The 23,406-nt window shown below is 66.5% G+C and carries 21 protein-coding genes and 1 pseudogene; 10 read left to right on the forward strand and 12 right to left on the reverse strand.

Annotation, left to right across the window (positions count from 1 at the left end):
* Positions 1–30 precede the first annotated feature (30 nt).
* The 6 genes from ACTWP6_RS19275 to ACTWP6_RS19300 are packed head-to-tail and all read left to right on the forward strand — an operon-like array spanning position 31 to position 7,783.
* Entirely contained in the window at positions 31–1,194 is a 1,164-nt protein-coding gene (locus ACTWP6_RS19275) for an amidohydrolase family protein (RefSeq protein ID WP_260754531.1), read from the forward strand.
* Positions 1,191–2,459, forward strand: coding sequence for a M24 family metallopeptidase (locus tag ACTWP6_RS19280; RefSeq protein ID WP_443188524.1), 1,269 nt, complete (start codon positions 1,191–1,193; stop codon positions 2,457–2,459). Before ACTWP6_RS19275 ends, ACTWP6_RS19280 begins: the two co-directional genes overlap by 4 nt.
* Positions 2,449–3,582: a M24 family metallopeptidase gene (locus tag ACTWP6_RS19285; protein WP_260754529.1), complete on the forward strand. Its 1,134-nt coding sequence runs from the start codon at positions 2,449–2,451 to the stop codon at positions 3,580–3,582. The genes ACTWP6_RS19280 and ACTWP6_RS19285 overlap by 11 nt, the downstream gene beginning before the upstream one ends.
* Positions 3,575–4,534 (forward strand): enoyl-CoA hydratase/isomerase family protein, encoded by a 960-nt coding sequence (locus ACTWP6_RS19290; protein WP_260754528.1) that lies wholly within the window; start codon positions 3,575–3,577, stop codon positions 4,532–4,534. Before ACTWP6_RS19285 ends, ACTWP6_RS19290 begins: the two co-directional genes overlap by 8 nt.
* A 7-nt stretch (positions 4,535–4,541) precedes the next feature.
* Positions 4,542–6,965 (forward strand): CaiB/BaiF CoA transferase family protein, encoded by a 2,424-nt coding sequence (locus tag ACTWP6_RS19295; RefSeq protein ID WP_443188525.1) that lies wholly within the window; start codon positions 4,542–4,544, stop codon positions 6,963–6,965.
* 11 nt (positions 6,966–6,976) lie between these two features.
* Positions 6,977–7,783: an SDR family NAD(P)-dependent oxidoreductase gene (locus tag ACTWP6_RS19300; protein WP_443188526.1), complete on the forward strand. Its 807-nt coding sequence runs from the start codon at positions 6,977–6,979 to the stop codon at positions 7,781–7,783.
* A gap of 15 nt (positions 7,784–7,798) precedes the next feature.
* Here the strand turns inward: ACTWP6_RS19300 and ACTWP6_RS19305 are convergent, their stop codons facing one another.
* Positions 7,799–8,860 (reverse strand): NAD-dependent epimerase/dehydratase family protein, encoded by a 1,062-nt coding sequence (locus ACTWP6_RS19305; protein WP_443188527.1) that lies wholly within the window; start codon positions 8,858–8,860, stop codon positions 7,799–7,801.
* A gap of 23 nt (positions 8,861–8,883) precedes the next feature.
* On the opposite strand from ACTWP6_RS19305, the gene ACTWP6_RS19310 reads away from it, so the two are divergent.
* Both ACTWP6_RS19310 and ACTWP6_RS19315 read left to right on the forward strand, forming a co-directional pair.
* On the forward strand, positions 8,884–9,720 hold the full coding sequence (locus ACTWP6_RS19310) for a lysophospholipid acyltransferase family protein (RefSeq protein WP_443188528.1): 837 nt from the start codon (positions 8,884–8,886) through the stop codon (positions 9,718–9,720).
* Positions 9,721–9,722: 2 nt separating this feature from the next.
* On the forward strand, positions 9,723–11,435 hold the full coding sequence (locus ACTWP6_RS19315; protein ID WP_443188529.1) for an AMP-binding protein: 1,713 nt from the start codon (positions 9,723–9,725) through the stop codon (positions 11,433–11,435).
* 1 nt (position 11,436) lies between these two features.
* On the opposite strand, the gene ACTWP6_RS19320 is transcribed toward ACTWP6_RS19315, so the two are convergent.
* From ACTWP6_RS19320 to ACTWP6_RS19335, 4 genes are all read right to left on the reverse strand, one after another.
* Positions 11,437–12,873, reverse strand: coding sequence for a WS/DGAT/MGAT family O-acyltransferase (locus ACTWP6_RS19320; protein ID WP_443188530.1), 1,437 nt, complete (start codon positions 12,871–12,873; stop codon positions 11,437–11,439).
* A gap of 133 nt (positions 12,874–13,006) precedes the next feature.
* Positions 13,007–13,843: a mycofactocin-coupled SDR family oxidoreductase gene (locus tag ACTWP6_RS19325; RefSeq protein WP_443188531.1), complete on the reverse strand. Its 837-nt coding sequence runs from the start codon at positions 13,841–13,843 to the stop codon at positions 13,007–13,009.
* Between the two features lie 37 nt (positions 13,844–13,880).
* Entirely contained in the window at positions 13,881–15,092 is a 1,212-nt protein-coding gene (locus ACTWP6_RS19330) for a cytochrome P450 (RefSeq protein ID WP_443188532.1), read from the reverse strand.
* Between the two features lie 237 nt (positions 15,093–15,329).
* On the reverse strand, positions 15,330–16,049 hold the full coding sequence (locus ACTWP6_RS19335) for a TetR/AcrR family transcriptional regulator (protein ID WP_260754518.1): 720 nt from the start codon (positions 16,047–16,049) through the stop codon (positions 15,330–15,332).
* Positions 16,050–16,197: 148 nt separating this feature from the next.
* Here ACTWP6_RS19335 and ACTWP6_RS19340 point away from each other — a divergent pair, with 148 nt between their 5' ends.
* Positions 16,198–16,980 (forward strand): enoyl-CoA hydratase, encoded by a 783-nt coding sequence (locus tag ACTWP6_RS19340; protein WP_443188533.1) that lies wholly within the window; start codon positions 16,198–16,200, stop codon positions 16,978–16,980.
* A gap of 79 nt (positions 16,981–17,059) precedes the next feature.
* On the opposite strand, the gene ACTWP6_RS19345 is transcribed toward ACTWP6_RS19340, so the two are convergent.
* From ACTWP6_RS19345 to ACTWP6_RS19375, 7 genes are read right to left on the reverse strand one after another with little or no spacing between them, the layout of a single operon-like run.
* Positions 17,060–17,860, reverse strand: a complete 801-nt coding sequence (locus tag ACTWP6_RS19345; RefSeq protein ID WP_443188537.1) for an acyl-CoA dehydrogenase family protein — start codon at positions 17,858–17,860, stop codon at positions 17,060–17,062.
* Positions 17,861–17,874: 14 nt separating this feature from the next.
* Complete coding sequence (locus ACTWP6_RS19350; protein ID WP_443188534.1) at positions 17,875–19,008, reverse strand: acyl-CoA dehydrogenase family protein; 1,134 nt, start codon at positions 19,006–19,008, stop codon at positions 17,875–17,877.
* Positions 19,005–19,436: a nuclear transport factor 2 family protein gene (locus tag ACTWP6_RS19355; RefSeq protein ID WP_260754515.1), complete on the reverse strand. Its 432-nt coding sequence runs from the start codon at positions 19,434–19,436 to the stop codon at positions 19,005–19,007. The genes ACTWP6_RS19350 and ACTWP6_RS19355 overlap by 4 nt, the downstream gene beginning before the upstream one ends.
* Positions 19,420–20,697: a metal-dependent hydrolase family protein gene (locus ACTWP6_RS19360; RefSeq protein WP_260754513.1), complete on the reverse strand. Its 1,278-nt coding sequence runs from the start codon at positions 20,695–20,697 to the stop codon at positions 19,420–19,422. Before ACTWP6_RS19360 ends, ACTWP6_RS19355 begins: the two co-directional genes overlap by 17 nt.
* A gap of 2 nt (positions 20,698–20,699) precedes the next feature.
* Positions 20,700–21,029 (reverse strand): hypothetical protein, encoded by a 330-nt coding sequence (locus tag ACTWP6_RS19365; protein WP_260754511.1) that lies wholly within the window; start codon positions 21,027–21,029, stop codon positions 20,700–20,702.
* Positions 21,022–22,359: an aromatic ring-hydroxylating oxygenase subunit alpha gene (locus ACTWP6_RS19370; protein WP_260754510.1), complete on the reverse strand. Its 1,338-nt coding sequence runs from the start codon at positions 22,357–22,359 to the stop codon at positions 21,022–21,024. The genes ACTWP6_RS19365 and ACTWP6_RS19370 overlap by 8 nt, the downstream gene beginning before the upstream one ends.
* A 5-nt stretch (positions 22,360–22,364) precedes the next feature.
* Complete coding sequence (locus ACTWP6_RS19375) at positions 22,365–22,907, reverse strand: carboxymuconolactone decarboxylase family protein (protein WP_443188535.1); 543 nt, start codon at positions 22,905–22,907, stop codon at positions 22,365–22,367.
* A 264-nt stretch (positions 22,908–23,171) separates the two neighbouring features.
* Here ACTWP6_RS19375 and ACTWP6_RS19380 point away from each other — a divergent pair.
* Positions 23,172–23,406 (forward strand): annotated as a pseudogene (locus tag ACTWP6_RS19380) (amidohydrolase family protein); the annotation flags it as partial.

Raw genomic sequence — 23,406 nt, forward strand, 5'->3', positions numbered from 1 at the left:
CCCTCTAGCACAGCCCGATTGGAGATCCCAATGTCCGCCCCGACCCTCTATCCCCCCGAAGGATTCGGCGCTCCCAAGCACCGGCACGGCCACTCGACCGGCACGGTCGTCGGGCTGCCTGAAGGCACCGAGATCTTCTCCGCCGACAATCACATCTCGGTGGCCGACGACATCTTCTACGAGCGCTTCCCGGAGGAGCTCAAGGGCGCCGCGCCGCGGATCTGGTACGAGGACGGCGCCTACATGGTCGGGATGAAGGGCAAGGCCTGGACCGGCGGCGACTTCGGCCGAGTGCTCATGCAGTACGACGATCTCGCCGGCGCCGCGTCGAACAACATCGAGGCGCGCATCCGGGAACTCAAGGAAGACGGCATCGACAAGGAACTGGCGTTCCCGAACGCGGTGCTGGCGCTGTTCCACTACCCGGACAAGGGTCTGCGCGAGCGGGTGTTCCGGATCTACAACGAACACATCGCCGATCTGCAGGAGCGCTCCGACGGGCACTTTTACGGTGTCGGCCTGATCAACTGGTGGGACCCCAAAGGCACCCGCAGCACCCTCGAGGAGCTGAAGGCGCTGGGACTGCGGACGTTCCTGCTGCCGCTGAATCCCGGTAAGGATGACGACGGCAACATCTACGACTACGGCAGCACCGACATGGACGCCGTGTGGGACGAGATCGAGGCAGCCGGGCTGCCGGTCAGCCACCACATCGGCGAGACGCCGCCGAAGACGCCGTGCCAGAACAACAGTGTGGTGGTCGGCATGATGGTCAACGTCGACTCGTTCCGTGAGCAGTTCGCCAAGTACGTGTTCTCCGGAATTCTGGACCGGCACCCGAGCCTGAAGATCGGCTGGTTCGAGGGCGGCATCGCGTGGGTGCCGACCGCACTGCAGGACGCCGAGCACATGTTCGCGTCCTACCGGCACATGTTCAACCACGAACTGCAGCACGACGTGCACCACTACTGGGCCAACCACATGAGCGCGTCGTTCATGGTCGACCCACTGGGGCTGGCGCTGATCGACCGCATCGGTGTCGACAACGCGATGTGGTCGAGCGACTACCCGCACAACGAGAGCACGTTCGGCTACTCGGAGAAGTCGTTGGCTACCGTCGTCGAGGCGGTGGGTCCGGAGGCAGCGGTCAAGATCGTGTCCACGAACGTGCAGAAGTTCCTGGGGTTGTCGTGACGACGTCCACCCACTCCGGCGTCACCCAGATCGCCCGGACCGGGTACACGTGGCTGGACATCCCCACCGAACCCGATTTCACGCGGATGCGTAGCGAGGTCGGTGCGCGGCTGCACGCCTCGATGGCCGAGCAGAACGTGGACGCTCTGGTGCTGCTCGGCAACGGGAACGTCATGTACGCCACCGGTATCAGCTGGCCCCTGGCCGATGCGGGACTGTCGCATGTCGAACGGCCGGTGGCGGTGGTCCTAGCCGATGACGAGTACCCGCATCTGTTCCTGCCCTTCCGCGAGGGCGCAGCCATGGAGTCGGGTCTGCCCGACGACCACCTGCACGGGCCCGTCTACCTCGAGTTCGACGAAGGGGTCGGCGAATTCGCGAAGATCCTGGCCCGGCTGATCCCGGCCGGTGCCGCCGTCGCGACCGACGAGCTGACCGGGGCGATGCGGCGGGCGGGCACAGCGCTGTTCCCGAGCGCACCCGTCGACGCCGCGCCGGTGATCGGGGCGGCGAAGATCGTCAAGACCATCGACCAGATCGCGTGCATCCGGCGCGCTTGCCAGATCACCGAACAGGCCGTCGCCGAGATACAGAAGTCGCTGGCACCCGGTGCGCGCCAGATCGACCTGTCGGCCGAATTCGTGCGCCGCACTTTCGAACTCGGCGCCACCACCAACATGTTCGACTCGATCTGGCAGGCGATGCCGACGTGCAAGGCCGAGAGCACCTGGACCACCACCGGTGATCTCGCCCTGCCTCTGCTGACGACCGAGCGTGAGCTCCAGCAGGGCGACGTGCTGTGGACCGACGTGTCGATCGCCTACCACGGCTACTGCTCCGACCACGGTCGCACCTGGATCGTCGGTCAGGATCCGACGCCGATTCAGCAGAAGCAGTTCGACAAGTGGAGCGAGATCGTCGACGCAGTGTTGGCGGTGACCAAGGCTGGGGCGACCTGCGGTGACCTCGGGCGCGCGGCGACCGCGGCCGCCGGCGGGCAGAAGCCGTGGCTGCCCCACTTCTACCTGGGGCACGGCATCGGCACCAGCGCGGCCGAAATGCCGATGATCGGCACGGATCTCGGTCAGGAATGGGATGACAACTTCATCTTCCCGGACGGAATGCTGTTGGTGTTCGAGCCGGTGGTCTGGGAGGACGGCACCGGCGGCTATCGCGGTGAGGAGATCGTGGTGGTCACCGAGGGTGGCTGGATGCCGCTGACCGCGTATCCCTACGACCCGTACGAGGTGTCCCGTGGGAACTGAGATCGAGGCCGACGGCCGCGCATTGCGATACAGCCGCCGGGAGCGTGCCCTCGCACAGATGGAGGCCCACGACCTCGACATGCTGGTGCTCGGCCGGCAGGCCAACGTCCGCTACATCTCCGGAGCCCCGCAGCTGTGGGTCGTGGGCACCCGCCCGTTCGGGCCGATCTGCGAGTTCGTACGAGCCACCGGTGAGATCCACCTCAACAGCACCTGGGACGAGGGCATCCCCGAGGAGATCCCCCACGAGAACCTGTACGGCTTCGCCTGGAACCCGATGACCTTGGTCGGGATACTGAAGAACATCAAGGGCGCCGACACCGTGCGACGGGTTGGAACCGATGCTCTGACACCGACATTCGCCAAGCTGCTGCCGATGGCGTTCCCCAACGCGGAGCTGGTCGACGCCGAGCAGGCCATGCAGGCTGCCCGTCGGATCAAATCGCCCGAGGAAGTGCACGCGTTGCGTCGAGCCCTGATGGTCGCCGAGAAAGGGTTGGCCGCGGGCGTCGCCGCGCTTGGGTCGCGCGTCACGGAGAAGGCGCTCGCCGGTGCCGTGCTGGAGGCCGAGGCCGCCGGTGGGGTGAGCACCCCGGCGACCCAGGATGCCGCCTGGGTGACGTCGAAGGAGCATCCGTGGCGGCGAGCCGACGGTGACGGCGTGGTGCGAGAAGGCGACCTTGTGGCGCTGTCCGCGGGGGTGCTGGCCGACGGCTATGTCGCCGAGGTGGCCCGCACGCTGTATGTCGGTGAGCCGACCGATGCTGTGCGTGCGCTGTACCGGCGCCGGGACGATCTGTGGGACAAGCTGATCGAGGCATGTCGGCCCGGCATGAGCACGAGCGGCCTGCTGGACGCCTACCAGCAGGCCGGTGAGCGGCTGCCGGCGATGCCGGTGGCACACGGCCTCGGACTGGGTTTCGACCCGCCGGTGGTGTCACCGACGCTGCGGGCGACCGCGGACGCCGACATTCTGGAGGAGGGTATGGTGCTCGCGCTCACCGCGTACGTGTGGGAACAGGGGGCGGGCGCGGTGTTCACCCGCGACGCGGTCCTGATCACCGCCGACGGCGCCGAAATCCTTTCGACCGCACCGGCTTACGGTGAGGCCGTCCATGGGTGAGCGGCCGTCGCCCGAGGAGATCATCCTCTACGATAAGGACCCGAAGACCAAGATCGCGACCATCACGTTCAACCGTCCGGAGTTCCTCAACGCTCCGACGTCACTGGCCCGGTTGCGGTATGCCGATGTGCTGCGGGCGGCCAACGCCGACAACGACGTGAAGGTGGTGGTCATCCGCGGCGTGGGGGACAATCTGGGCAGCGGCGCCGACCTTCCCGAGTTCATGGAGGGTAACGACAATCCGGCGGCGCGGCTGGCGGAACTGCGGCTTGAGGATGACGGTGTCGGCGAGGTGACCTATCCCCCGAAGGGCACGTTCCGCAACGGGGCGACCATCAGTGCCTGGTACGCCAACTCGCAAGCGGGGAACCGTGCGCTGCAGGACTTCAAGAAGATCAGCATCGTCGAGGCCAAGGGCTACTGTTACGGCTGGCACTTCTACCAATGCGCCGACGCTGATCTGGTGATCTCCTCCGACGACGCCTTGTTCGGGCACCCGTCGTTCCGCTATCACGGCTGGGGTCCGCGGATGTGGACCTGGGTGCAGATGATGGGGTTGCGCAAGTTTCAGGAGATGGTGTTCACCGGCCGGCCCTTCACCGCCGCCGAGATGTACGACTGCAACTTCCTCAACAAAGTGGTGGCGCGCGACGAGTTGGAGACCGAGACACAGAAGTACGCCCTGGCGTGTGCGCGGAACCGTCCGGTGGACACCGTGTTCCAGCAGAAGATGTTCTTCGAGATCTTCAAGCAGCAGCAGGGCGAATACATGGGCAGCCTGCTCAGCGCGTTCTTCGAATCGATGGGTAACGGCGTCGCCAACGACAGCGACGACGATCTCGGCATGTTCGAGTCGATCGATTCCGGCTTGTCGGCCGCGGTCAACGACAACGACAGCAAGTTCCCGCCGGAATTCCGGTTGAGCAAACGCAACCGGGCCAAGAAGGACTAGGCACGCAGTGTCCGACTCGGGGCCCGAACCTCCGCTCTCCGGCTACATCGTCGTCGACCTGTCCAGTGGGATCGCCGGTGCGTACTGCACGAAGCTGCTCGCCGACGGCGGCGCCGAGGTCGTCAAAGTGGAGCCGCCGCAGGGTGATCCGCTGCGCTACTGGTCGGCGTCCGGTGCCGAGATCCTCGAGGGCACCGACGGGGCCCTGTTCTCGTTCCTGGCGTGCTCGAAGCGCTCGGTCGTCGCAGAACCGGGCCTGGACAGCGACTTCGTCGACGCGCTGCTGGCGGGCGCGGACGCCGTCATCTGGTCGCCGGGCCCCGGGGTGGCGGGGGAGGCCGACTTCGCCCCGGACGTGATCCGAGACCGTCATCCGCATGCGACCGTCACTGCGATCACCCCGTTCGGGCTGCGGGGGCCGTGGAGTGGGCGGCCGGCCACCGAGTTCACGCTGCAGGCGTGGTCCGGAGGCATCGTCGGCCTGGGCCGGGGCACTCCGGACCGGGCGCCGGTATACGTCGGCGGTCAAGTGGGCGAGTACCTGGCCGGTGCGTATGCCAGTGCGGCCACCCTGGCGTCGCGCATGCGCGGCGGCGGCGAGCTGGTCGACCTGTCCATGCTGGAGACCTCGATCCTCGGGCTCACCTACTACCCGGTGAGCTACCACGAGATGCTGGGCCGGCCGTGGCGGAATGCGCGGCGACTGACGGTGCCGGGCATCGCCCGCGCCAAGGACGGCCTGGTCGACATCGGCTGCGGCACGGCCCAGCAGTGGTTCGACCTGTGCGCGATGACCGGGCACGTCGAGTGGATCGACGAGGACTCCCCGTTGTCGATCACCCAGCAGGCCAACGAGAAGGCCGAGGAGCTCTACGCGTGGGTCGCCGATCAGACCGTCGACGAGATCCGGGATCTGGCCACGGCGTTCCGCATCCCGAACGCGCCGGTCGCCAACGGCGCCAACGTCGAATCGCTGGACCACTTCGTCGAACGAGGCTCGTTCGTCGTCAATCCGCGTGACGGTTTCACCCAGCCCGCGCCCCCGTACCGCATGACCCCGCCGATGCTGCGGCACCCGGAACCGGGCCCGCGCCTGGGCGAGCACACCGAGCACTACCGCTCGCGAGACCGCCACCACGGTAGTGCGCGAGCGGCCGGCGCTACCGTGGTGGCGGTTTCGCGACGAGAGGGGCGGCCGTTCGAGGGTGTGCGGGTCGTCGACATGACGACCTTCTGGGCCGGGCCGAGCTGCACCCATATGCTGGCGATGCTGGGCGCCGACGTGATCCACGTCGAGTCCACGCGGCACCCCGACGGGACCCGTCTGATCGCGGGAATCCCGGTCACCGAACACCAGTGGTGGGAGCGGTCGCCGATCTTCTCAGGGCTGAACACCAACAAGCGGGGCATCACGCTGAACCTGCAGAGCGACGCCGGTAGAGATCTGCTCAAGAAGTTGGCCGCGACCGCTGACATCGTCGTCGAGAACTTCACCCCGCGCGTACTGGAGAGCATGGGGCTCACTTACGACGCGGTCAGGGAGGTCAAGCCCGATGTGATCATGGTCCGCATGCCCGGGTTCGGACTGGACGGGCCGTGGCGGGACAACCCGGCGTTCGCGTACGTCATCGAGGCGGCGGCCGGTATCAGCTGGCTTACCGGCTATCCGGACCTCAACCCCTTCGAGCCGTATTCGGTGGGCGATCCGAACGCCGGTGTGCATGCGCTGAACGCGATCCTGCTGGCGCTCGAGCATCGCCGCCGCACCGGCGAGGGGTCGATGGTCGAGGCCGCGATGGTCGACGCGGCGCTCAACGTGGCCGCCGAGCAGGTGATCGAGTTCTCCGCATACGGCGCGCTGCTGCAACGGGCCGGCAACCGCGGACCGACCGCGGCGCCGCAGAACCTGTACCTGACCAACGAGGTCGACGAGTTCGGCCGCCGGGACAGCTGGGTCGCGATCGCCGTCGCCACCGACGCCCAATGGTCCGGGCTGTGCGACGCGCTGGGAAGCCCGGCCTGGGCGGACACCCGGGAGCTGGCCGGTGCCGCGGGACGGCACGCCCGTCACGATCTGATCGACCGGCACCTGTCTGCGTGGTGTGTCGAGCGCGGCGGTGACGAGATCGTCGCCGCGCTGTGGGATCACGGAGTGCCCGTGGCCAAAGTGCTTCAGCCGCACCGCCAGAACCAGATCCCGCAGCTGACCGCCCGCGGCTTCTTCGAGCAGGTCGAACATCCCGTCAACCCGCCGACCCCGCACAGCACGTTGCCGTTCCGCAGCTCGCGCGGCCCGGACCGGGTGCACACCACACCGGCGCCGCTGCTCGGTGAGCACAACCATCATGTGCTGCGAGAGCTCGGGCTCACCGAGGACGAGATCGCCGCGCTGGAAGCCGACGGGATCATCGGCACCGCGCCGGCACGCTAGTCTCATCGCTCATGGCCATCGCTCCGCCGGACATCCTGCTCACAGGCAGGGTCGCGGTCGTCACCGGTGGCGGCGCCGGGATCGGAAAGGGAATCGCGCAGGGACTGGCTGCTTTCGGCGCCTCGGTGGCGATCTGGGAACGCGATCCCGACACCTGTGCCGCGGCGGCGGCATCCATCGGGGCGCTGGGGCTGCCCACCGACGTCCGGGACGGCGGGGCCGTCGATGCGGCGCTGGAACGCACCGAGCGTGAACTGGGCACGGTGTCGATCCTGGTCAACAACGCGGGCGGGACGTTCAACTCCCCGCTGCTGGAGACCTCGGAGAACGGGTGGGACGCGTTGTACCGCAGCAACCTTCGTCACGTGCTGCTGTGCACGCAACGGGTCGCGCGCGGACTGGTCGCTGCCGGACAGCCGGGAAGCGTCATCAACATCACCTCGATCGAGGGCAGTCGGGCCGCGCCCGGCTACGCCGCGTATGCGGCGGCCAAGGCGGGGGTTGTCAACTACACCAAGACCGCGTCCTTCGAGTTGGCGCCGCACCGTATCCGCGTCAACGCGCTGGCCCCGGATCTCACGGTTACCGAGGGCCTCCAGAACCTCGCATTCGGAGATCTGTCCGAGTCGCTGGCCGCGATGGTGCCGATGCGGCGTGCCGGTAATGTCGACGAAATAGCCTCGGCGGCAGTGTTTCTCGCCTCGAATATGGCTACCTACATCACCGGCCAGACCATCCATGTGGACGGCGGTACGCAGGCGGCGGGCGGCTGGTACTTCGGTCCGGGCACTGACGCGCCGACGCTCGGACCGGCCTAAGCCGGACCGGGCCGACTACGAATCAGGCGACGGGTCACCGATCTTGCGCTTGATCGCGCCCCAGGGGTCGGCGTACTGACCGGGTTGCCTCCAGTAGGCCGAGCGCCGCTTGAGGATCGCCCTGATGAGCGGCGCCGCGACCCGCAGCGCATACCGTGACGCGCCGGCGCGCCGGTGCGCCTCGTCGAGCATGTCCTGCCAGGAATGGTGCTGGAACTGCAGCGCCTCCTGGGCGCGGGTGGTGTCCATCCAGTCGGTGACGAACCAGTCCTCGTCACTGTTGGGGTTCCCCTTACGTCCCGGCACCAGCCCGCCCTTGAGGCCGCGCGACTCGGCAAGGGCGCGACCCACCTCGCCCTGCAGCACGCGGTGTGAGTCGTCCCCGGCGATCAGCAGGATCTCGCGTGCCACCTCGGCCGTCGTCGCGGCGGCGAAAGCCCATGCCACATCCCGGACATCGACGCTGTGCAACCGGCCGTCAGCAGGCAGCACGCTCTCGAAATACAGTGCATCGGCACTGAACGGAATCGCCTTGGGGTCGACGCTGAGCACACCGCCGAGGCGCAACACCACCCACTCCAGTGACGAGGAGCGCACGATCGTCTCCGCTTCGGCCTTGTGCGCGCTGTACAGGTCGGAGTGCTTCATCGGCGTATCCGCGGTGACGGGACCCTCCGACATGAATGGGTTGCGCGCGCCGTAGACGGCATTGCTGGACGCCTGTACGAAACGCGGGGGAGTGGGTTGGGCCTCAGCGACGCGCACCAGTGTGGCCGTCGCGTCCACGTTCACGCGGCGCGCCAGCGCCCGATTCTTGTAGATCCCCGGCGGGATGATGGCCGCGAGGTGGATGATCACCTCGGGCGCGACCTCGGCGACCAGTCGGGTGGTCTGGTCGGCATCGGTCAGGTCGGTCCACCGAACCGACACCCCGGCGGGAAGGTGTTCGGCGGCGGCGCGGTTGGCCGGGGTGCCGAGGTCGGCGACGACGACGCGGCGGCCCAGCTCCACCAGACGCTGCACCGTTGCGGACCCGACGAGGCCGAAGCCGCCGGTGACGAGGACGGCACCCGACATAAAATAGCCTCCTAGCTGCGGATATGACATTCTCGTTATCGGAGAGTATCATATTCGCCACCATGTCCGACGCGCGCGCCGAGACGGCCAAGTGGGACCCCGGATTCACCCGGCAAATCGCCAATTGGGTGGGGCCGGTGATCAGGCGTTACTTCCGCGCGGAGGTCCACGGCATCGGATCGGTGCCCTCCGAGGGCGGCGCGCTGGTGGTGTCGAACCACTCCGGCGGCATGCTGACACCGGACGTGATGGTCTTCGCGCCCGCGTTCTACGAACACTTCGGCTTCGATCGACCGTTGTACACGCTTGCCCATTACGGCGTGTTCATGGGCCCGCTCGGCGACCTGCTGCGCAAGGCGGGGGTTATCGAAGCCAGCCGTGAGAACGCGGCGGCCGCGTTGCGTTCCGGCGCGGTGGTTCTGGTGTTCCCCGGCGGTGACTACGACTCGTACCGGCCGACCATGACGGCGAACGTGGTCGATTTCGCCGGCCGCACCGGATACGTGCGCACCGCGCTGGAAGCCGGTGTGCCGATCGTTCCCGTGGTGTCGATCGGGGCCCAGGAGACGCAGATGTTCCTCGCCCGGGGCGATTCGATCGCCCGCCGGATCGGCCTGACCCGCGCCCGGATGGAGATCCTGCCCGTGAGTGTGGGGTTCCCGTTCGGGCTGTCGGTGATCTTCCCGCCCAACCTGCCGCTGCCGTCGAAGATCGTGACCCGGGTGCTCGACCCCGTCGACATCACCGCCGAGTTCGGAGACGATCCCGACATCGACGAGGTTGACCGGCACATCCGGTCGGTGATGCAGGCTGCACTCGATGAACTCGCCCGCAAACGCCGCTTCCCGGTGCTGGGGTGACGATGGCCGATCAGCTGGGCCTCCTTGCCACACTCTGGCGCGCACGGCTCATCGCGCTGATGCGCCCCGACCGGTATCTGCGGATGGGTCTGGCGATGCGCCGCGCGGGGCTGACCGCGACGGTTGGGTTCGCCGCGGCCGCGCAGCGGTGCCCGGACCGCCCCGGAATCATCGACGAACTCGGCACATTGACGTGGAAGGAGCTCGACGACCGCTGCGACGCGCTCGGTGTCGCACTGCAACAGCATGCGCCGCGGACCGTCGCGGTGATGTGCCGCAACCACCGCGGTTTCGTCGAGGCGCTTGTCGGGGCGAACCGCATCGGCGCGGACGTGCTGCTGCTGAACACGTCTTTCGCCGGCCCGGCGATGGCCGAGGTCATCGACCGGGAAGGCGCCGACGTCGTGATCTACGACCAGGAGTTCACCGAGACGGTGGACCGTGCGCTGCGAAACCGGCCGCAGGCGCAGCGGATCCTGGGCTGGGTCGACGACGGATCAGGGGCGAGCGTAGCGACGGGAGATGGATCAGGGGCGAGCGTAGCGACGGGAGATGGATCAGGGGCGAGCGTAGCGACGGGAGATGGATCAGGGGCGAGCGTAGCGACGGGAGATGGATCACGTCCCTCCACGCTGCAAGCCCTGATCGACGCGCACCTGGGCCTGCGCCCGAAACCGGCCGAGCGTAAGAGCGACGTCATTCTGCTGACCTCCGGCACGACCGGGACCCCCAAGGGCGCCAAGCGTTCTGCCGGCAGCGGGGGCGCCGGTGACCTCAAGGCCGTACTCGACCGGACCCCGTGGCGCGCCGAGGAACCGATCGTGGTCGCCGCGCCGATGTTCCATGCCTGGGGGTTCTCGCAACTGCTGTTCGCCGCGCTGCTTGCCTGCCCCATCGTCACCCGCCGCAAGTTCGATCCCGAGGCGACGCTGGAGTTGATCGACCGCCACCGCGCCACCGGTCTGGCGGTGGTGCCGGTGATGTTCGATCGGATCATGGAACTCCCCGATGACGTGCGAAACCGATACAGCGGCAAGACGTTACGGTTCGCCACCGCCTCTGGTTCACGGATGCGCCCCGACATCGTGACCGCCTTCATGGACCAGTTCGGTGACGTCATCTACAACAACTACAACGCCACCGAAGCCGGCATGATCGCCACCGCGACGCCCGCCGACCTGCGTGCCGCGCCGGACACCGCGGGCCGGCCGGCCGACGGCACGCAGCTCCGGATCCTCGGCGCAGACCACCGCGAGGTACCGACGGGGGAGGTCGGGCAGATCTTCGTCCGCAGCTCCACATTGTTCGACGGTTACACCTCCGGCGCCAACAAGGACTTCCACGACGGCTTCATGGCTTCGGGAGACTTGGGTTACCTGGACGAGGCGGGCCGGCTGTTCGTGGTCGGACGGGACGACGAGATGATCGTCTCCGGCGGCGAGAACGTCTATCCCATCGAGGTCGAGAAGACACTCGTCGCCCACCCCGCGGTGGCTGAGGCAGCCGTCCTCGGCGTCGACGACGAGCAGTACGGGCAGCGGCTGTCCGCGTTCGTCGTCCCGGCCCCGGGCTGCAGCGTCACCGTCGACGAACTCAAGCAACACGTCCGCGAGAACCTGGCGAATTACAAAGTGCCCCGCGACATCACCATCATGGAGGAGCTGCCGCGCGGCAGCACCGGCAAGATTCTGCGCAACGAACTCCGCGGGAGCTGAGTCAGCCTTCGGCGGTCGCCGGCGCCATGGCGGAATCGACCGTGCCCGCCGAGGGCAGACCGCAGGCCCGGCGCAATTCGTCGAAGGCGTGCACGACAGCGTCCGTGGCCTCGTGCGGGTCGTCGAACGTGCGGTCGTCGGACAGCACCGCGATGTCGAGTTGGTCGACGTAGCTCCACACGGTCATGTTGAACGCCGAGCCGGCGGAAAGCACGCCGACCGAATAGATCTCGCTCACCGGCGCTCCGCCGATGTGTCCGCGCCGCCTCGGGCCGGGCACGTTGGACACCGCGACGTTCATCAGCCGGTTGTGGTCGGCGCGCTTGGCCTGCGCCCGGAACAACGCGGGCGCCAAAGGCGGCGGCAGGTATTCGAGCATTCTGCCCTGCAGCGTGGGACCGAGAAGGTCGTGGGTCTCCTTGGCGCGCGCGGTGGCCAGCGACGTCAAGCGCACCCGCTCCAGCGGGTCGTCGATGTGCACGGGCATCGACACCATCATCCCGCCGATCTCGTTGCCGGTGATCCTTTCGGTGGACTTGTCGGTGGCCACCGGCACCGTCGCCATGATCGGGCGGTCGGCGCGACCGTCGTAGCGCAGCAGCAGCTCGCGTAGACCGCCGGCCGCTACCGCGAGCACCACGTCGTTGAAGGTGACACCGAGGTGTTTCGTGGTCTCCTTCACCTCGGCCAGGGAGAGCGTCGCGGTCGCGAAGGTCCGTACCGGGGACACGATGTGGTTGAGGAAGGTCGGCGGAGCGTTGAACGGCTTGGCGAGGTCGGGCACGGCCCGACGCTGCCTGCTGCGGCGGCGCAGCCGCCTGACCCCCCGCGCGGCGTCGGCCACCAGTCCGGGAAGCCCAGCGATGTTCCGGACGTGGTCGAGCTGTGCCGCGCGCAGCAGCTCCCGCGCGGAGGGCTGCTCGCATGACGCGGGCGGTTCGTCCCGCTCGTCCTGCACGTCGCCGGCCAGATCCATCAGCCGGGCAAGCAGATTCGCCGATGCGACACCGTCCGCGAGGGTGTGGTGCACCTTGCCGATGAGTGCGAAGCGGTCGTCGGCCATGCCTTCGGCGAAGTGGAACTCCCACAGCGGCTTACTGCGGTCCAGCGGTGTGCTGGCGATCTCTCCGATGACACGGTCGAGTTCGCGCCGCCGGCCCGGCGCGGGCACCTGCACGCGGCGCAGGTGATAGTCCAGGTCGACCGGACAGTCCTCCAGCCACATCGGGTGGTGCAGCCGCCACGGGATGTCGACCAACCGGTACCGCAGCGGGTCGAGAAGGTGCAGCCGCCGGGCGACGGTGCGCCGGAACGCGTCGAAACCGTAGTCACCGTCGTAGCCCGACGCGTCGATCACAGCCACCTTGAGGGTGTGGGTGTGCAGGTTGGGGGTCTCGCTGTACAACAGCATGGCGTCCATGCCGTTGAGCCGCCTCATGGACGGATATGCAACCACTCGCGCCTCATGATCACGGTGGTTTCGCCGAATGCGTCAGCCGCAGACGTATGCGCGGTACCGCAGCCACTTGTCCTGCTCGGACGGCAGTTCGGGGCTCGGTCACTCGCGTCGGTTACTTCAGGCAGCTGCCGCCGTCGACCGGCAGTGTGACACCGGTGATGAAACGCGCCTCGTCGGACGCCAGGAAAAGAACCGCGTTGGCGATGTCTTCGGGCTCCACCCACCCGATGGGCAGGGTGTGCATCAACTGGCCCACGACCTTCATGTCGTCAGGGCCCGGGTTCTCCAGATCGGGGCGGAACAGCTTCATCGTCGGCTCATTCATGAACAGCGGGGTGTTCACGTTGGTCGGGTGCACGGAGTTGACGCGGATGTTCTGAGCGCCGAGTTCGACGGCGAAGGTGCGCATCAGGCCGACCACGCCGTGTTTGGCGGCGACGTAGTGGCCGGTGTGCGGATAGGCCTTCAGACCGCCGACCGAGCTGGTCAGGATGATGGAGCCGCCGCGGCCACCTTCGAGGATGTGGGGGACGCCGGCCTTGACGGTCTTCCAGACGCCGGACAGGTTGACGCCGATCATGTCGTCCCAGTCGGGCTCACCGGTGTCGTGCAGCAACTGCCCGCCGTTGCCGATGCCGGCGTTGGCGACGATGATGTCGAGCCTGCCGAACTCCTCCACGCCGGCGTCCACGGCGGCCTTCAACGCGTCGAAGTCACGCACGTCGACCTCGGCGGTGTGGATGCGGCCCCCGGCGTTCTTGACCAGATCGGCGGTCTGCGCGAGGTCCTCCGGCGAGGACAGCGGGATCAGCACGCTGTCGATCTGCTTGCAGATGTCGACGGCGATGATGTCGGCGCCCTCTTCGGCCAGCCGGACGGCATGCGCGCGTCCCTGCCCGCGCGCCGCACCGGTGACGAAAGCGACCTTGCCTTCTACACGTCCTGCCATGTCGTTCAATCCTTTTGTGGTGGTGGGTTGTTCGGAATCAAGAGACGAAGGTGGGCATGGATTCCCAGCCGCGGACCGCCGTGGTCTGTGACGGACGGGCGTTGGGCCAGTCAACCTCCCAGGACGGGAACCGCTTGAGGATCTCCTCCAGGGCGATGCGGCCCTCCAGCCGGGCGAGGGCGTTGCCCATGCAGAAATGTGTTCCGGCGCCGAAGGTCAGGTGCGAGCGTAGTTCTCGATGGATGTCGAAGACGTCGCCGTCGGGCGCGAAGCGGCGGTGGTCACGGTTGGCCGCCCCGACCAGCAGCAGGATGGCGCTGCCGGCAGGCACCTTCTGGCCGTAGTACTCGGTGTCGCGCGCCACGTAGCGGGCCACCTGCAAGGCCGGCGGCTCCCAGCGCAGGATCTCTTCGACCGCGGCGGGGATCAGTTCCGGGTTCTCGACGAGCTCGCGACGCTGATCGGGATAGTCGGCCAATGTCTTTCCGGCCCAGCCGATCAGTCGGGTGGTGGTCTCGGCCCCAGCGGTGGCGACGACGGTCAGATACATCAGCAGTTCGTCGCGGGTCAACCGGCGCACGGTGCCGGTCTCGTCGGCGAACTCGACGTTGAGTAGGTCGGTCATGATGTCGTCAGACGGATGTTTGGTCCGGTAGTCGATGAACTCCGCGAAGACTTCGCCGGTGGCCAGCAGGTCAACCTGCTCGCTCTGCAAAGTGGCCTCACCGTGATCGGTGACCCGGCGCTGATCTTCCTCGGGAATCCCGAGCAGCATGCCGATCACACGCATGGGCATCTGCTCGCCGAGATCGTTGACGAAATCGAAGCGGCCGGTGTCGACCAGCGGATCGAGACAGCGGGCGGTGAACTCGCGAATCTGCGGTTCCAACGCGTGCACCTTGCGCGGGGTGAACATCCGTGACAGCAGGTTGCGGTGGATGTTGTGGATCGGCGGATCCTCGAAAATAAATGTGCCCGGCGGGATCTCCATGCCCGACTTGATGATCTCCAGCAGCGCGCCCCGTCCGGAGATGAACGTTTCGTGATCGATGATCGCCTTGTTGACGTCGTCGAACCGGCTCAACGCGTAGAAGTCGTGTTTCTCGTTGTAATACAGCGGCGCTTCTTCCCGGATGCGGGCGAATACCGGGTATGGGTTCATGTTGAGGTCGACGCTGTAGGGGTCGTAGTACAACTGCGCTGCGGTATCGGCGTCCTGCACGTCGGAGTTGTCGGCGCTGATCGTCACGGTGTCCCTCTCGCTGGATCAGTCTCAGTAAGACATCGGGCTGCAATTTGTCTCACAACTTTGTCATTGCCGGTACGCGAGTGTCAATGGCAGACTCGCCCCACGCAATTACTCCTCTCCGTTGAGAAGAACTGTCCTCTCATGGAATGAGCAGCGTCAAGATCGGGTCGCCGAGGAAAACGTGCTTGCGCGAAAAAGTGAGCCGGCCTCTAGGCCGGCAAGAGGGTGACTCTCGTCTCAGACGGCGGCGAAGCCGTGGGCGCAGAAGTCCCACACCTCGTCCGCGGTAATGGGGTGCGCGGCGTTTTCATCGACGTCTCCGCTGGACTGCGCCACGAACATCACGGTCTGCATCGTCATCGCGGCCATTCGCTTCGGGTTGATGCCCTCGCGGAGCTGTCCGGCCGCGCCGGCTTCCTCCATCAGCTCGGTGAGCAACGCCAGCAGCGGGGCGTGGGCCACCTTGACCTCAGAGGGATGTGACACCAGCAACCGCGGTGCGAAATCGGTGAACAGCGGACGCTTGGCAGCCGGGTCCGGCCGGGACGATTCGAACAACAGCTGGATGGCGACCTTCAGTCGTTCGAGCGGGTCCTCGTGGCCGGCGGTGGCGGCGCGGATCTGGTCGGCAGAGCGACTGAGGGCGTCCTCAAAGAGCGCCAGAAGAAGTTCGTGTTTGCCGTCGAACTGCAGGTAGAAGCTGCGCAGTGACTGGCGGGAGCGGTCGACGACCTCCTGGACCGTGAAGTCGGTGCTGCCCTTCTCGATGATGATCGCCTGGGCAGCGTCGAGAAACCGCTGCACGCGTTGAGCCGCACGCAGTTTGGCTGTCTTGATCGAACGCTCGACCGCACGCTGCTTCCAAGCAGGTTCTTCGCTGGGGCTGGTCACCGCAGGCTCAGACGCAGACCGATTGGGGAGAACATGAACTGACTGTACCGGAGAACGCCTTGCCATAGCGGTCCTCGACCCTCCCTCGGCGGACGTGTCCGAGATTGTAACTTCCTCACCATGAGAATAGTATTCTCATTTTGGTGATAACAGAAGGCCCAGATGCGCACCGGGCCGGCCGACTTCTTTCCGCTCCCGAACCCCGAGGAGTCCCGTGTACATCGACTACGACGTCAGCGACCGGATCGCCACGATCACACTGAACCGGCCGGAGGCCGCCAACGCGCAGAACCCGGAACTGCTCGACGAACTCGACGCGGCGTGGACGCGGGCGGCCCAGGACAGCGACGTGTCGGTGATCGTGCTCCGGGCCAACGGCAAGCATTTCTCGGCGGGGCACGATCTGCGCGGTGGCGGTCCCGTGCCGGACAAGATCACGCTGGAATTCATCATCCAGCACGAGGCCAGGCGCTACCTCGAGTACACGCTGCGCTGGCGGAATGTGCCCAAACCGTCCATCGCGGCCGTCCAGGGCCGCTGCATCTCCGGCGGCCTGCTGTTGTGCTGGCCGTGTGACCTGATCATCGCCGCCGATGACGCTCAGTTCTCCGACCCGGTGGTGCTGATGGGTATCGGTGGCGTCGAATATCACGGGCACACCTGGGAACTCGGGCCCCGCAAGGCCAAGGAGATCCTGTTCACCGGCCGGGCGATGTCAGCCGACGAGGTGGCGGCCACGGGCATGGTCAACCGCGTGGTGCCCCGGGATCAGCTCGATACCGAGACCCGAACTCTCGCCGAGCAGATCGCCACAATGCCGCCGTTCGCGCTGCGTCAGGCCAAGCGGGCGGTGAACCAGACGCTGGACGTGCAGGGGTTCTACGCGGCGATCCAGTCGGTGTTCGACGTCCACCAGACCGGCCACGGCAACGCGCTCAGCGTCGGGGGATGGCCGGTGCTGGTGAACCTCGACGAGATGAAGGCCAACATCACGTAGTGGCAGCGCCCGCGGCCCCGTCTGCGAGCAATGCGTGTCTGTAGCCGTTCGTGCTGGAAACACACACGGCACAGGAAATCTAGAGGTGGGCCAGCCGGGGAGCCGAACCGCGCGCCCGCAGGCCGGCGCCCGCTCGCCGCGTGAGCTCCCTTGAGCTGCCGAGCAATCCGTCGAGCACCAGGGCACGCTTCACGTGCAGTTGCAGGTCGTGTTCTTCGGTGAAGCCGATACCTCCGAGCACCTGCTGGCAGTTTCTGGCAGCCGTCAGCGCAGCCTTTCCGGCGGCGGCCTTGGCCAGCAGCGCCGTCAGATCGGGGTTGTCGGCCCCGGGAAGGCGCAGTGTCGCCTCGGCCCCCTCGATGGCCACCAACGTCTCGGCGAGGCGGTGCCGGACGGCCTGGAACGACGCGATGGGCCTGCCGAACTGCACCCGGTCCAGCGCATGCTGCCGGGCCAGGCTCAACATCGTTCTGGCCGAACCGACCAGCCACCAGCCGACCGCCACCCGCGCCTCGGCCACCCGGATCGGATAGCCCTCCTCCTCACGGCGCAGCGGTAGGCCACCGAGGGTGGGTTCGAGGCTGTCCGCGCTGATTCGGTCCCACACCACCCATGTATTGCCGGCATACGGCAACGGAAGCTCGACGGTGTCGCCGATCGCGTTGCCGGTGGCGTGCAGCACCACGTCGACGAGAACCGAGGCGTGCGAGCCGGTTTCGCCCAACAGCCGGAACACCAGCGGGACGGCTTGCTCGGCCGCCTCGGACAGCATTTCGGCCCAGCCCATGTCGGCCAGTGCCGCATCGAGATCCGGGCCGGACTTCGCCAACATGGTCTTGCGCAGGGAGACCTCGAGCATGTCGAGTGAGCCCTCGTCCATCTGGGGTGCCATCCTCACTCCTTCCCGAGATCCAGCAACCGGCGCGCGATGATGTTGCGCTGTACCTCGGCGGTACCGCCGTAGATGGTCGCCGCACGTGAATACAGGTACTCCGTGCGCCATTCGGTGTCCTCGAGTTCGACGGCGCCCGGCAGCAGATCGCGTGCGGTGTCGTAGAGCCGCTGCTCGGCCCCGGCGAGCAGCACCTTGTCGATGGAGGTGTCGGGACCGAGTTTGAGTCCGTCGGCCAGCCGGTGCTGGGTGGCCCGCGACCGGCACCGCAACGTGTGCAACGCCAGATAGGCCTCGCCCATGTCCTGGTCGACGCCCTGACCCTGCCTCTTCACCTCCTCGACGAGCGCGTCGAACCGTGAGTACAGGTACGCGATGCGCTGCCAGAAACACGTCGAGCGTTCATAAGGCAGCAGATCCATCGCCAGCTGCCAGCCGTCACCGGGCCTGCCCAGCATGCGCCCGCCATCCACCACGACGTCGTCGAAGTACACCTCGCAGAACTCGTCGACGCCGTGCATCGTGCGCAGCGGCCGCACGGAGATGCCCGGAGTGTCGACGTCGACGAAGAACGCGGTGATGGCCTGGTGATCGGGAGTGTCCGCGTCGCCGGTGCGGGTGAGCAGAATGCACCGGTGCGAGTACTGGGCGAAACTCGTCCACACCTTCTGGCCGTTGATGACCCACGTATCGCCCTGCTGCACCGCGCGCGTGGTCAGCGACGCCAGGTCGCTGCCCGAGCCGGGCTCTGAAAAGCCCTGGCACCACTGCTCTTCGCCGCTGAGTAGCTTGGGCACCATCTCGGCAGCCAGTTCCTCGGGCGCGTAGTCGATCATGGTCGGTGCCAGCACCTCGAGCATCGAGTACGGTCCCGGCTCGGCCAGCCGCCGGCCCACCACCTCCTCGCCGACGATGGCCCGCAGCAGCGCCGGACCGCCGAGGCCGCCGGCCTGCTCGGGCCAGCCGTAGCGGCTCCAGCCGGCGTCGTACAGCGCGCGCTGCACCCAGGCGAACTGACGGATGTGCCCCTGCAGGGAGTGATCTTCGGTCGCGGGGGTCATATCGTTCTCGTCCAGCCAGGCCGTCAACTGCGACCGGAATTCGGACGGGCTCGAGATGTCGGCGGAGACGGTCATCCGGCTTCGGGCCTCCCGATCGCGTGCGGGCGCCCGGAGTCGTGCTCCCCGGAGCGCCGGATGAACGTCATGGCACGGGTTTTCAGCCGCCAGCCGCCTTCGGTGCGGACGTAGGTGTCGTTGTAATAGCCGATCCGCATGTCGTGCTTGGAGTGCTCGATGAAGCACAGCGGCTGGGTGCCGGTCGCCTTGTCCGGATCGTCGCCGTCGAGGTTGACCAGGGAGGTGCCGGTCATGAACAGGCCCTTGGGCGCGGCGTCCACCAACTCGGGGAAGCGGGCCAGCGTGTAGGTCGAGCCAAACGCGCTGTAGGTGCCATCCGGTGTGAACACCGACATCAGTCCGTCGATGTCACCCTGGGTGATGGTGACCGCGTATTTCGCAAGGAGCTGCTGGATCTCGACGAGATCCTCAGTGCGGTTGCTCATGTCGGTAGACCTTACCGCCCTTCATTACAAAGTTGACGTTGCGTGTAACGCCGATGTCGTCCAGTGGGTTGCCCGGTACCGCGACGATGTCGGCAAGGTATCCCTCGGCGAGGCGGCCGAGCGAGTCGGACTTGTTGATCAGGTCCGCGGCCACCACGGTCGCTGCCTTCAACACCGCCGCCGGTGGCATGCCCCAGTCGACGAGGGTGACGAGCTCGTCGGCGTTCTTGCCGTGGGGAATCGCCGGTGCGTCGGTGCCGACGGCGATCTTCACCCCCGCCTCGTAGGCGGCCTTGATCGACGTCCGCGCCTTCGGGAACATCTCCGCGGCCTTGGCCTGCAGTTCCGGCGGTGCCTTCGAGACGTCCATGTATTCGGCCAGTCGGCGCGTGCTCACCAGGAAGCGGTCGTTGTCGACCAGCATCTGGATGGCCTCGTCGTCCATCAGGAAGCCGTGCTCGATGCAGTCGATGCCGCACTCGACGGCATGCTTGACCGCCTCCGCGCCATGGGTGTGGGCCGCGACCCGCAACCCGCGGCGGTGTGCCTCGTCCACGATGACGCGCAGTTCCTCGTCCGAATAGTGTTGTGCGCCGGCCTCTCCGGTCAGTGACATGACACCGCCTGAACAGCACACCTTGATCAGCTGCGCACCGTGCTTGATCTGGTAGCGCACCGCCTTGCGGATCTCGTCGACCCCGTTGGCGATGCCCTCCTCGATGGTCAACTCGAGCACGCCGGGCATGAACGCCGCGAACATCGTCGGGTCGAGGTGGCCGCCGGTCGGGGTGATGGCGTGACCGGCCGGGATGACGCGCGGGCCTTCGATCCAGCCGGCGTCGATCGCCTTACCGAGGGCGACGTCGAGCAGGTATCCGCCGGTCTTGACGAACAGCCCGAGGTTGCGGACGGTGGTGAACCCGGCACGCAGCGTGCGGCGGGCGTTTCCCACCGCACGCAGCACCCGGGTCGGGGGATCGTCCTGCACCTGAGACAGGCCCGGGTTCTCTCCGCGCCCGCCCATCAGGAGGTTGACCTCCATGTCCATCAAACCGGGCAGCAGGATCGAGTCACCCAGATCGATCTCGGTTGAACCTTCCGGTGTATCACCGCCGAGGCCGACTATCCGTCCGTCGGCGACATGGATGACGCCCGGCCGGACGATCTCGCCGGCGTCGACGTCGACGTAACCCGCGGCTCTGAGAGTGGTCGATGAGCCGCTTGCGCGAAGAGCATCGGACTCTGGGGGTGGTGGGGGCACGCCTAGACCACCGGCTCCTTGACCAGCTTGATGTAGGCCGCGCCGCTGTCGAGCACGCGCGGCTGCTTCCACACCTCGATCGGAAAGCTGACCATCACGATCGACTGTCCCAGGTGCACCAGCGCTTTGGCGTCGTCGGGCATCGAGGCGAGCGGGAAGCGGGCGTCCACGTACACCATGATGTCTTCGAGCCGTGCCATGCCGGCGTCGTAGAGCTCCTGCATCTCCTCCATCGTGGAATTCAACCGCTTCTGGTAGCGCTCCTCTTCGGTGGGCAGGCACCAGTCCGAGAACCGTTCCAGATCGGCGAACTCTTCCGGCAGCTTAGGCATGTGCGGACTCCTTCTCGCTTGCGGAGGCGTGTTCGCCGTTCGAGGACCCGTGCCCGTTGGCCAGAGACGCCTTGTACCGGTCGACGTACTTGTGGGCGGTGTGGTGTAGGTGGCGTAGCAGGATCTCCTGATCGCACAGCGGGAAATCGAGCACGGCACGGGTGCCGATCTGCGTCTGCGTCGCTTCGAGGGTGTTCGCGTCCTGGAACGCGTACTCCTTGAACGTCACCGCGGCCAACTCCTGAGAGAGCCGCTCGCGCAGGTTCTTCGGCGGTACGAAGTACAGGTCGGCCTCGAAGATGTGGGTGTCCACGCCGGTGGGCCAGTAGTTGTAGGTCAGGTACCAGCCCGGCACCCAGAACAGCAGCGTGAAGTTCGGGAAGAACTCGAACGAGTCCTGGCCCCAGGTCTTGTGGCGGCCAGGGTTGATCGCCGGCGGCAGCTCGTCGGGCAGGATGCCCTTGATGTCCGGTCGATCCCACGGGCCGAACAGGCCGCTGTGCAGGATCCGCTCGATCGGCTTGACCATCTTCAGGTCCTTCGGCGGACTCATTCCGCCCCAGGACGAGATCATCGAGTGATCGCCCTTGATGTCGTAGTGCAGCGCCTCGAAGCCGAACTTGGCCAGCTTCTCGGCCTCCTCCTTCTCCGCCTGCTTCATGTGCAGGATCGGAGCGTGGTAGAACTCCACGAACGCGTCGATGAACAGCTTCCAGTTCGACTTGATCTCCGAACGGTAGCTGTAGTGCTCGGTCATCTCGTGGAACGGGTAGCCCTTGAGGCCCTGGCCGAACTCGCCCAGATACTCCTCAAGCGAGACGGCGTTGTCGTCGAAGTTGACGAAGATGAAGCCTTCCCACACCTCGCAGCGCACCGGCTTGAGCGGATAGTCGGCCTTGTCGAGGTCGAAGAACTCCTGCTCCTGCTGCACGAACGTCAGGTTGCCCTGGAGGTCGTAGCGCCAGGCGTGGTATTTGCAGACGAACTGGCGGCAGGTGCCGGACGTCTCCTCGCCGGGATAGTCATTCCACACCAGCTTGTTGCCCCGGTGGCGGCACAGGTTGTAGAACGCGCGGATCTGTTCGCCGTCGTTGACGATGATGATCGACACACCTGGGCCGACCGATGGCAGCTCACGGGTGATGTAGCGACCCTTCTTGGGGACGAGTTCGATGCGCCCCATCTGCAGCCATGTCTTGCGGAAGATGGCCTGCTGCTCCAGCTTCCAGTGCTCGGGGTCGATCGAGTCCTCGTAGTTGACCGGTGCTGTGCCGAGTTCGGGCCAGTTCTCGGTCCAGCTGCCGACGTCGGGCTTCTTGAAAAATGCCACGGTGGCTACCTTTCTGCTTCGATGTTGGAGTCTGGCTCTACGCCAAAGGTGTTGATAGCCATGGCCAATGAGCCATAGCAGCCGATCGTGAAGACGAGGTCCATCAGTTGGCGCTCGTCAAGACGGGCGGACAGGACTGTCCAGGTGGAATCGGAGACGACGGAGTCGTGGTGCAGTTCGTCGACGGCGGCCAGCACCGCGCGGTCAAGTGCGTCGGCCGCCTCGCCGCGTTCGATGCCGGCGATGACGTCCTCGGTCAGGCCGGCCTCGAGTCCCATGCCGACGTGGTGGCGCCATTCGTACTCACACTTGGTCAGATGGGCGACGCGCAACACGGCGAGTTCGCGCAGCCGGGCGGGCAGGGTGGAGCCATAGAGCAGATGGAAGTTGAACCGCAGAAATCCCTTCGTGAGCTTTGGATGGCGCACCAGCGTGGCGACGAGGTTGCCTGCTGAGTCCGGGTTGCGCATCTCCGGCGGCATCAGGCCCGACAGCGCGTTGTCGACGGCCTCGTCCCACTGGTCTGCGGGCAGTGGGGCCACTCTCACCGCCGACCTCCTCTCACTCATGAGAATCAGGTTCTCATATTTCGCCAATAGATTTCCACTTTTCCCGTGTGTCGTCAACGCAGCAGCTCGCACGCGTAGGACGGCGGATGCTGCGGGAGCCCCGGTTGGCGCGATCTGCCAGCGTGAATGTCGCTACTGAACGTTGATTCTCGCTCTTGGAGAAGCTAGTTTCCTTAGAAGGAGAACATAAGGCCGAGACCGCATGTCCCGGGGTGGGAGCCCAGGGGCGGAAGGAGAGCCACCGTGAACAAGGACGACATGATTTTGATCAGCGTGGATGATCACATCGTCGAGCCGCCGGACATGTTCAAGAATCATCTGCCGCGCAGGTATTTGGATGAGGCGCCGCGGTTGGTGCACAACCCGGATGGCAGTGATACCTGGCAGTTCCGGGATGTGGTGATCCCGAACGTGGCGCTCAATGCGGTGGCGGGCCGGCCGAAAGAGGAGTACGGCCTGGAGCCGCAGGGGCTCGATG

Origin of the sequence: Mycobacterium sp. 4D054 (genome assembly GCF_052245755.1) — a bacterium.
Taxonomy (GTDB): domain Bacteria; phylum Actinomycetota; class Actinomycetes; order Mycobacteriales; family Mycobacteriaceae; genus Mycobacterium.

What these genes read in the sequence shown, in the direction of transcription:
- ACTWP6_RS19275 (WP_260754531.1), top strand. Translation starts at nt 31, where the DNA reads ATGTCCGCCCCGACCCTCTATCCCCCCGAAGGATTCGGCGCTCCCAAG.
- ACTWP6_RS19290 (WP_260754528.1), top strand. Translation starts at nt 3,575, where the DNA reads ATGGGTGAGCGGCCGTCGCCCGAGGAGATCATCCTCTACGATAAGGAC.
- ACTWP6_RS19300 (WP_443188526.1), top strand. Translation starts at nt 6,977, where the DNA reads ATGGCCATCGCTCCGCCGGACATCCTGCTCACAGGCAGGGTCGCGGTC.
- ACTWP6_RS19305 (WP_443188527.1), bottom strand. Translation starts at nt 8,860, where the DNA reads ATGTCGGGTGCCGTCCTCGTCACCGGCGGCTTCGGCCTCGTCGGGTCC.
- ACTWP6_RS19310 (WP_443188528.1), top strand. Translation starts at nt 8,884, where the DNA reads ATGACATTCTCGTTATCGGAGAGTATCATATTCGCCACCATGTCCGAC.
- ACTWP6_RS19315 (WP_443188529.1), top strand. Translation starts at nt 9,723, where the DNA reads ATGGCCGATCAGCTGGGCCTCCTTGCCACACTCTGGCGCGCACGGCTC.
- ACTWP6_RS19320 (WP_443188530.1), bottom strand. Translation starts at nt 12,873, where the DNA reads ATGAGGCGGCTCAACGGCATGGACGCCATGCTGTTGTACAGCGAGACC.
- ACTWP6_RS19325 (WP_443188531.1), bottom strand. Translation starts at nt 13,843, where the DNA reads ATGGCAGGACGTGTAGAAGGCAAGGTCGCTTTCGTCACCGGTGCGGCG.
- ACTWP6_RS19335 (WP_260754518.1), bottom strand. Translation starts at nt 16,049, where the DNA reads ATGGCAAGGCGTTCTCCGGTACAGTCAGTTCATGTTCTCCCCAATCGG.
- ACTWP6_RS19345 (WP_443188537.1), bottom strand. Translation starts at nt 17,860, where the DNA reads ATGGACGAGGGCTCACTCGACATGCTCGAGGTCTCCCTGCGCAAGACC.
- ACTWP6_RS19350 (WP_443188534.1), bottom strand. Translation starts at nt 19,008, where the DNA reads ATGACCGTCTCCGCCGACATCTCGAGCCCGTCCGAATTCCGGTCGCAG.
- ACTWP6_RS19355 (WP_260754515.1), bottom strand. Translation starts at nt 19,436, where the DNA reads ATGAGCAACCGCACTGAGGATCTCGTCGAGATCCAGCAGCTCCTTGCG.
- ACTWP6_RS19365 (WP_260754511.1), bottom strand. Translation starts at nt 21,029, where the DNA reads ATGCCTAAGCTGCCGGAAGAGTTCGCCGATCTGGAACGGTTCTCGGAC.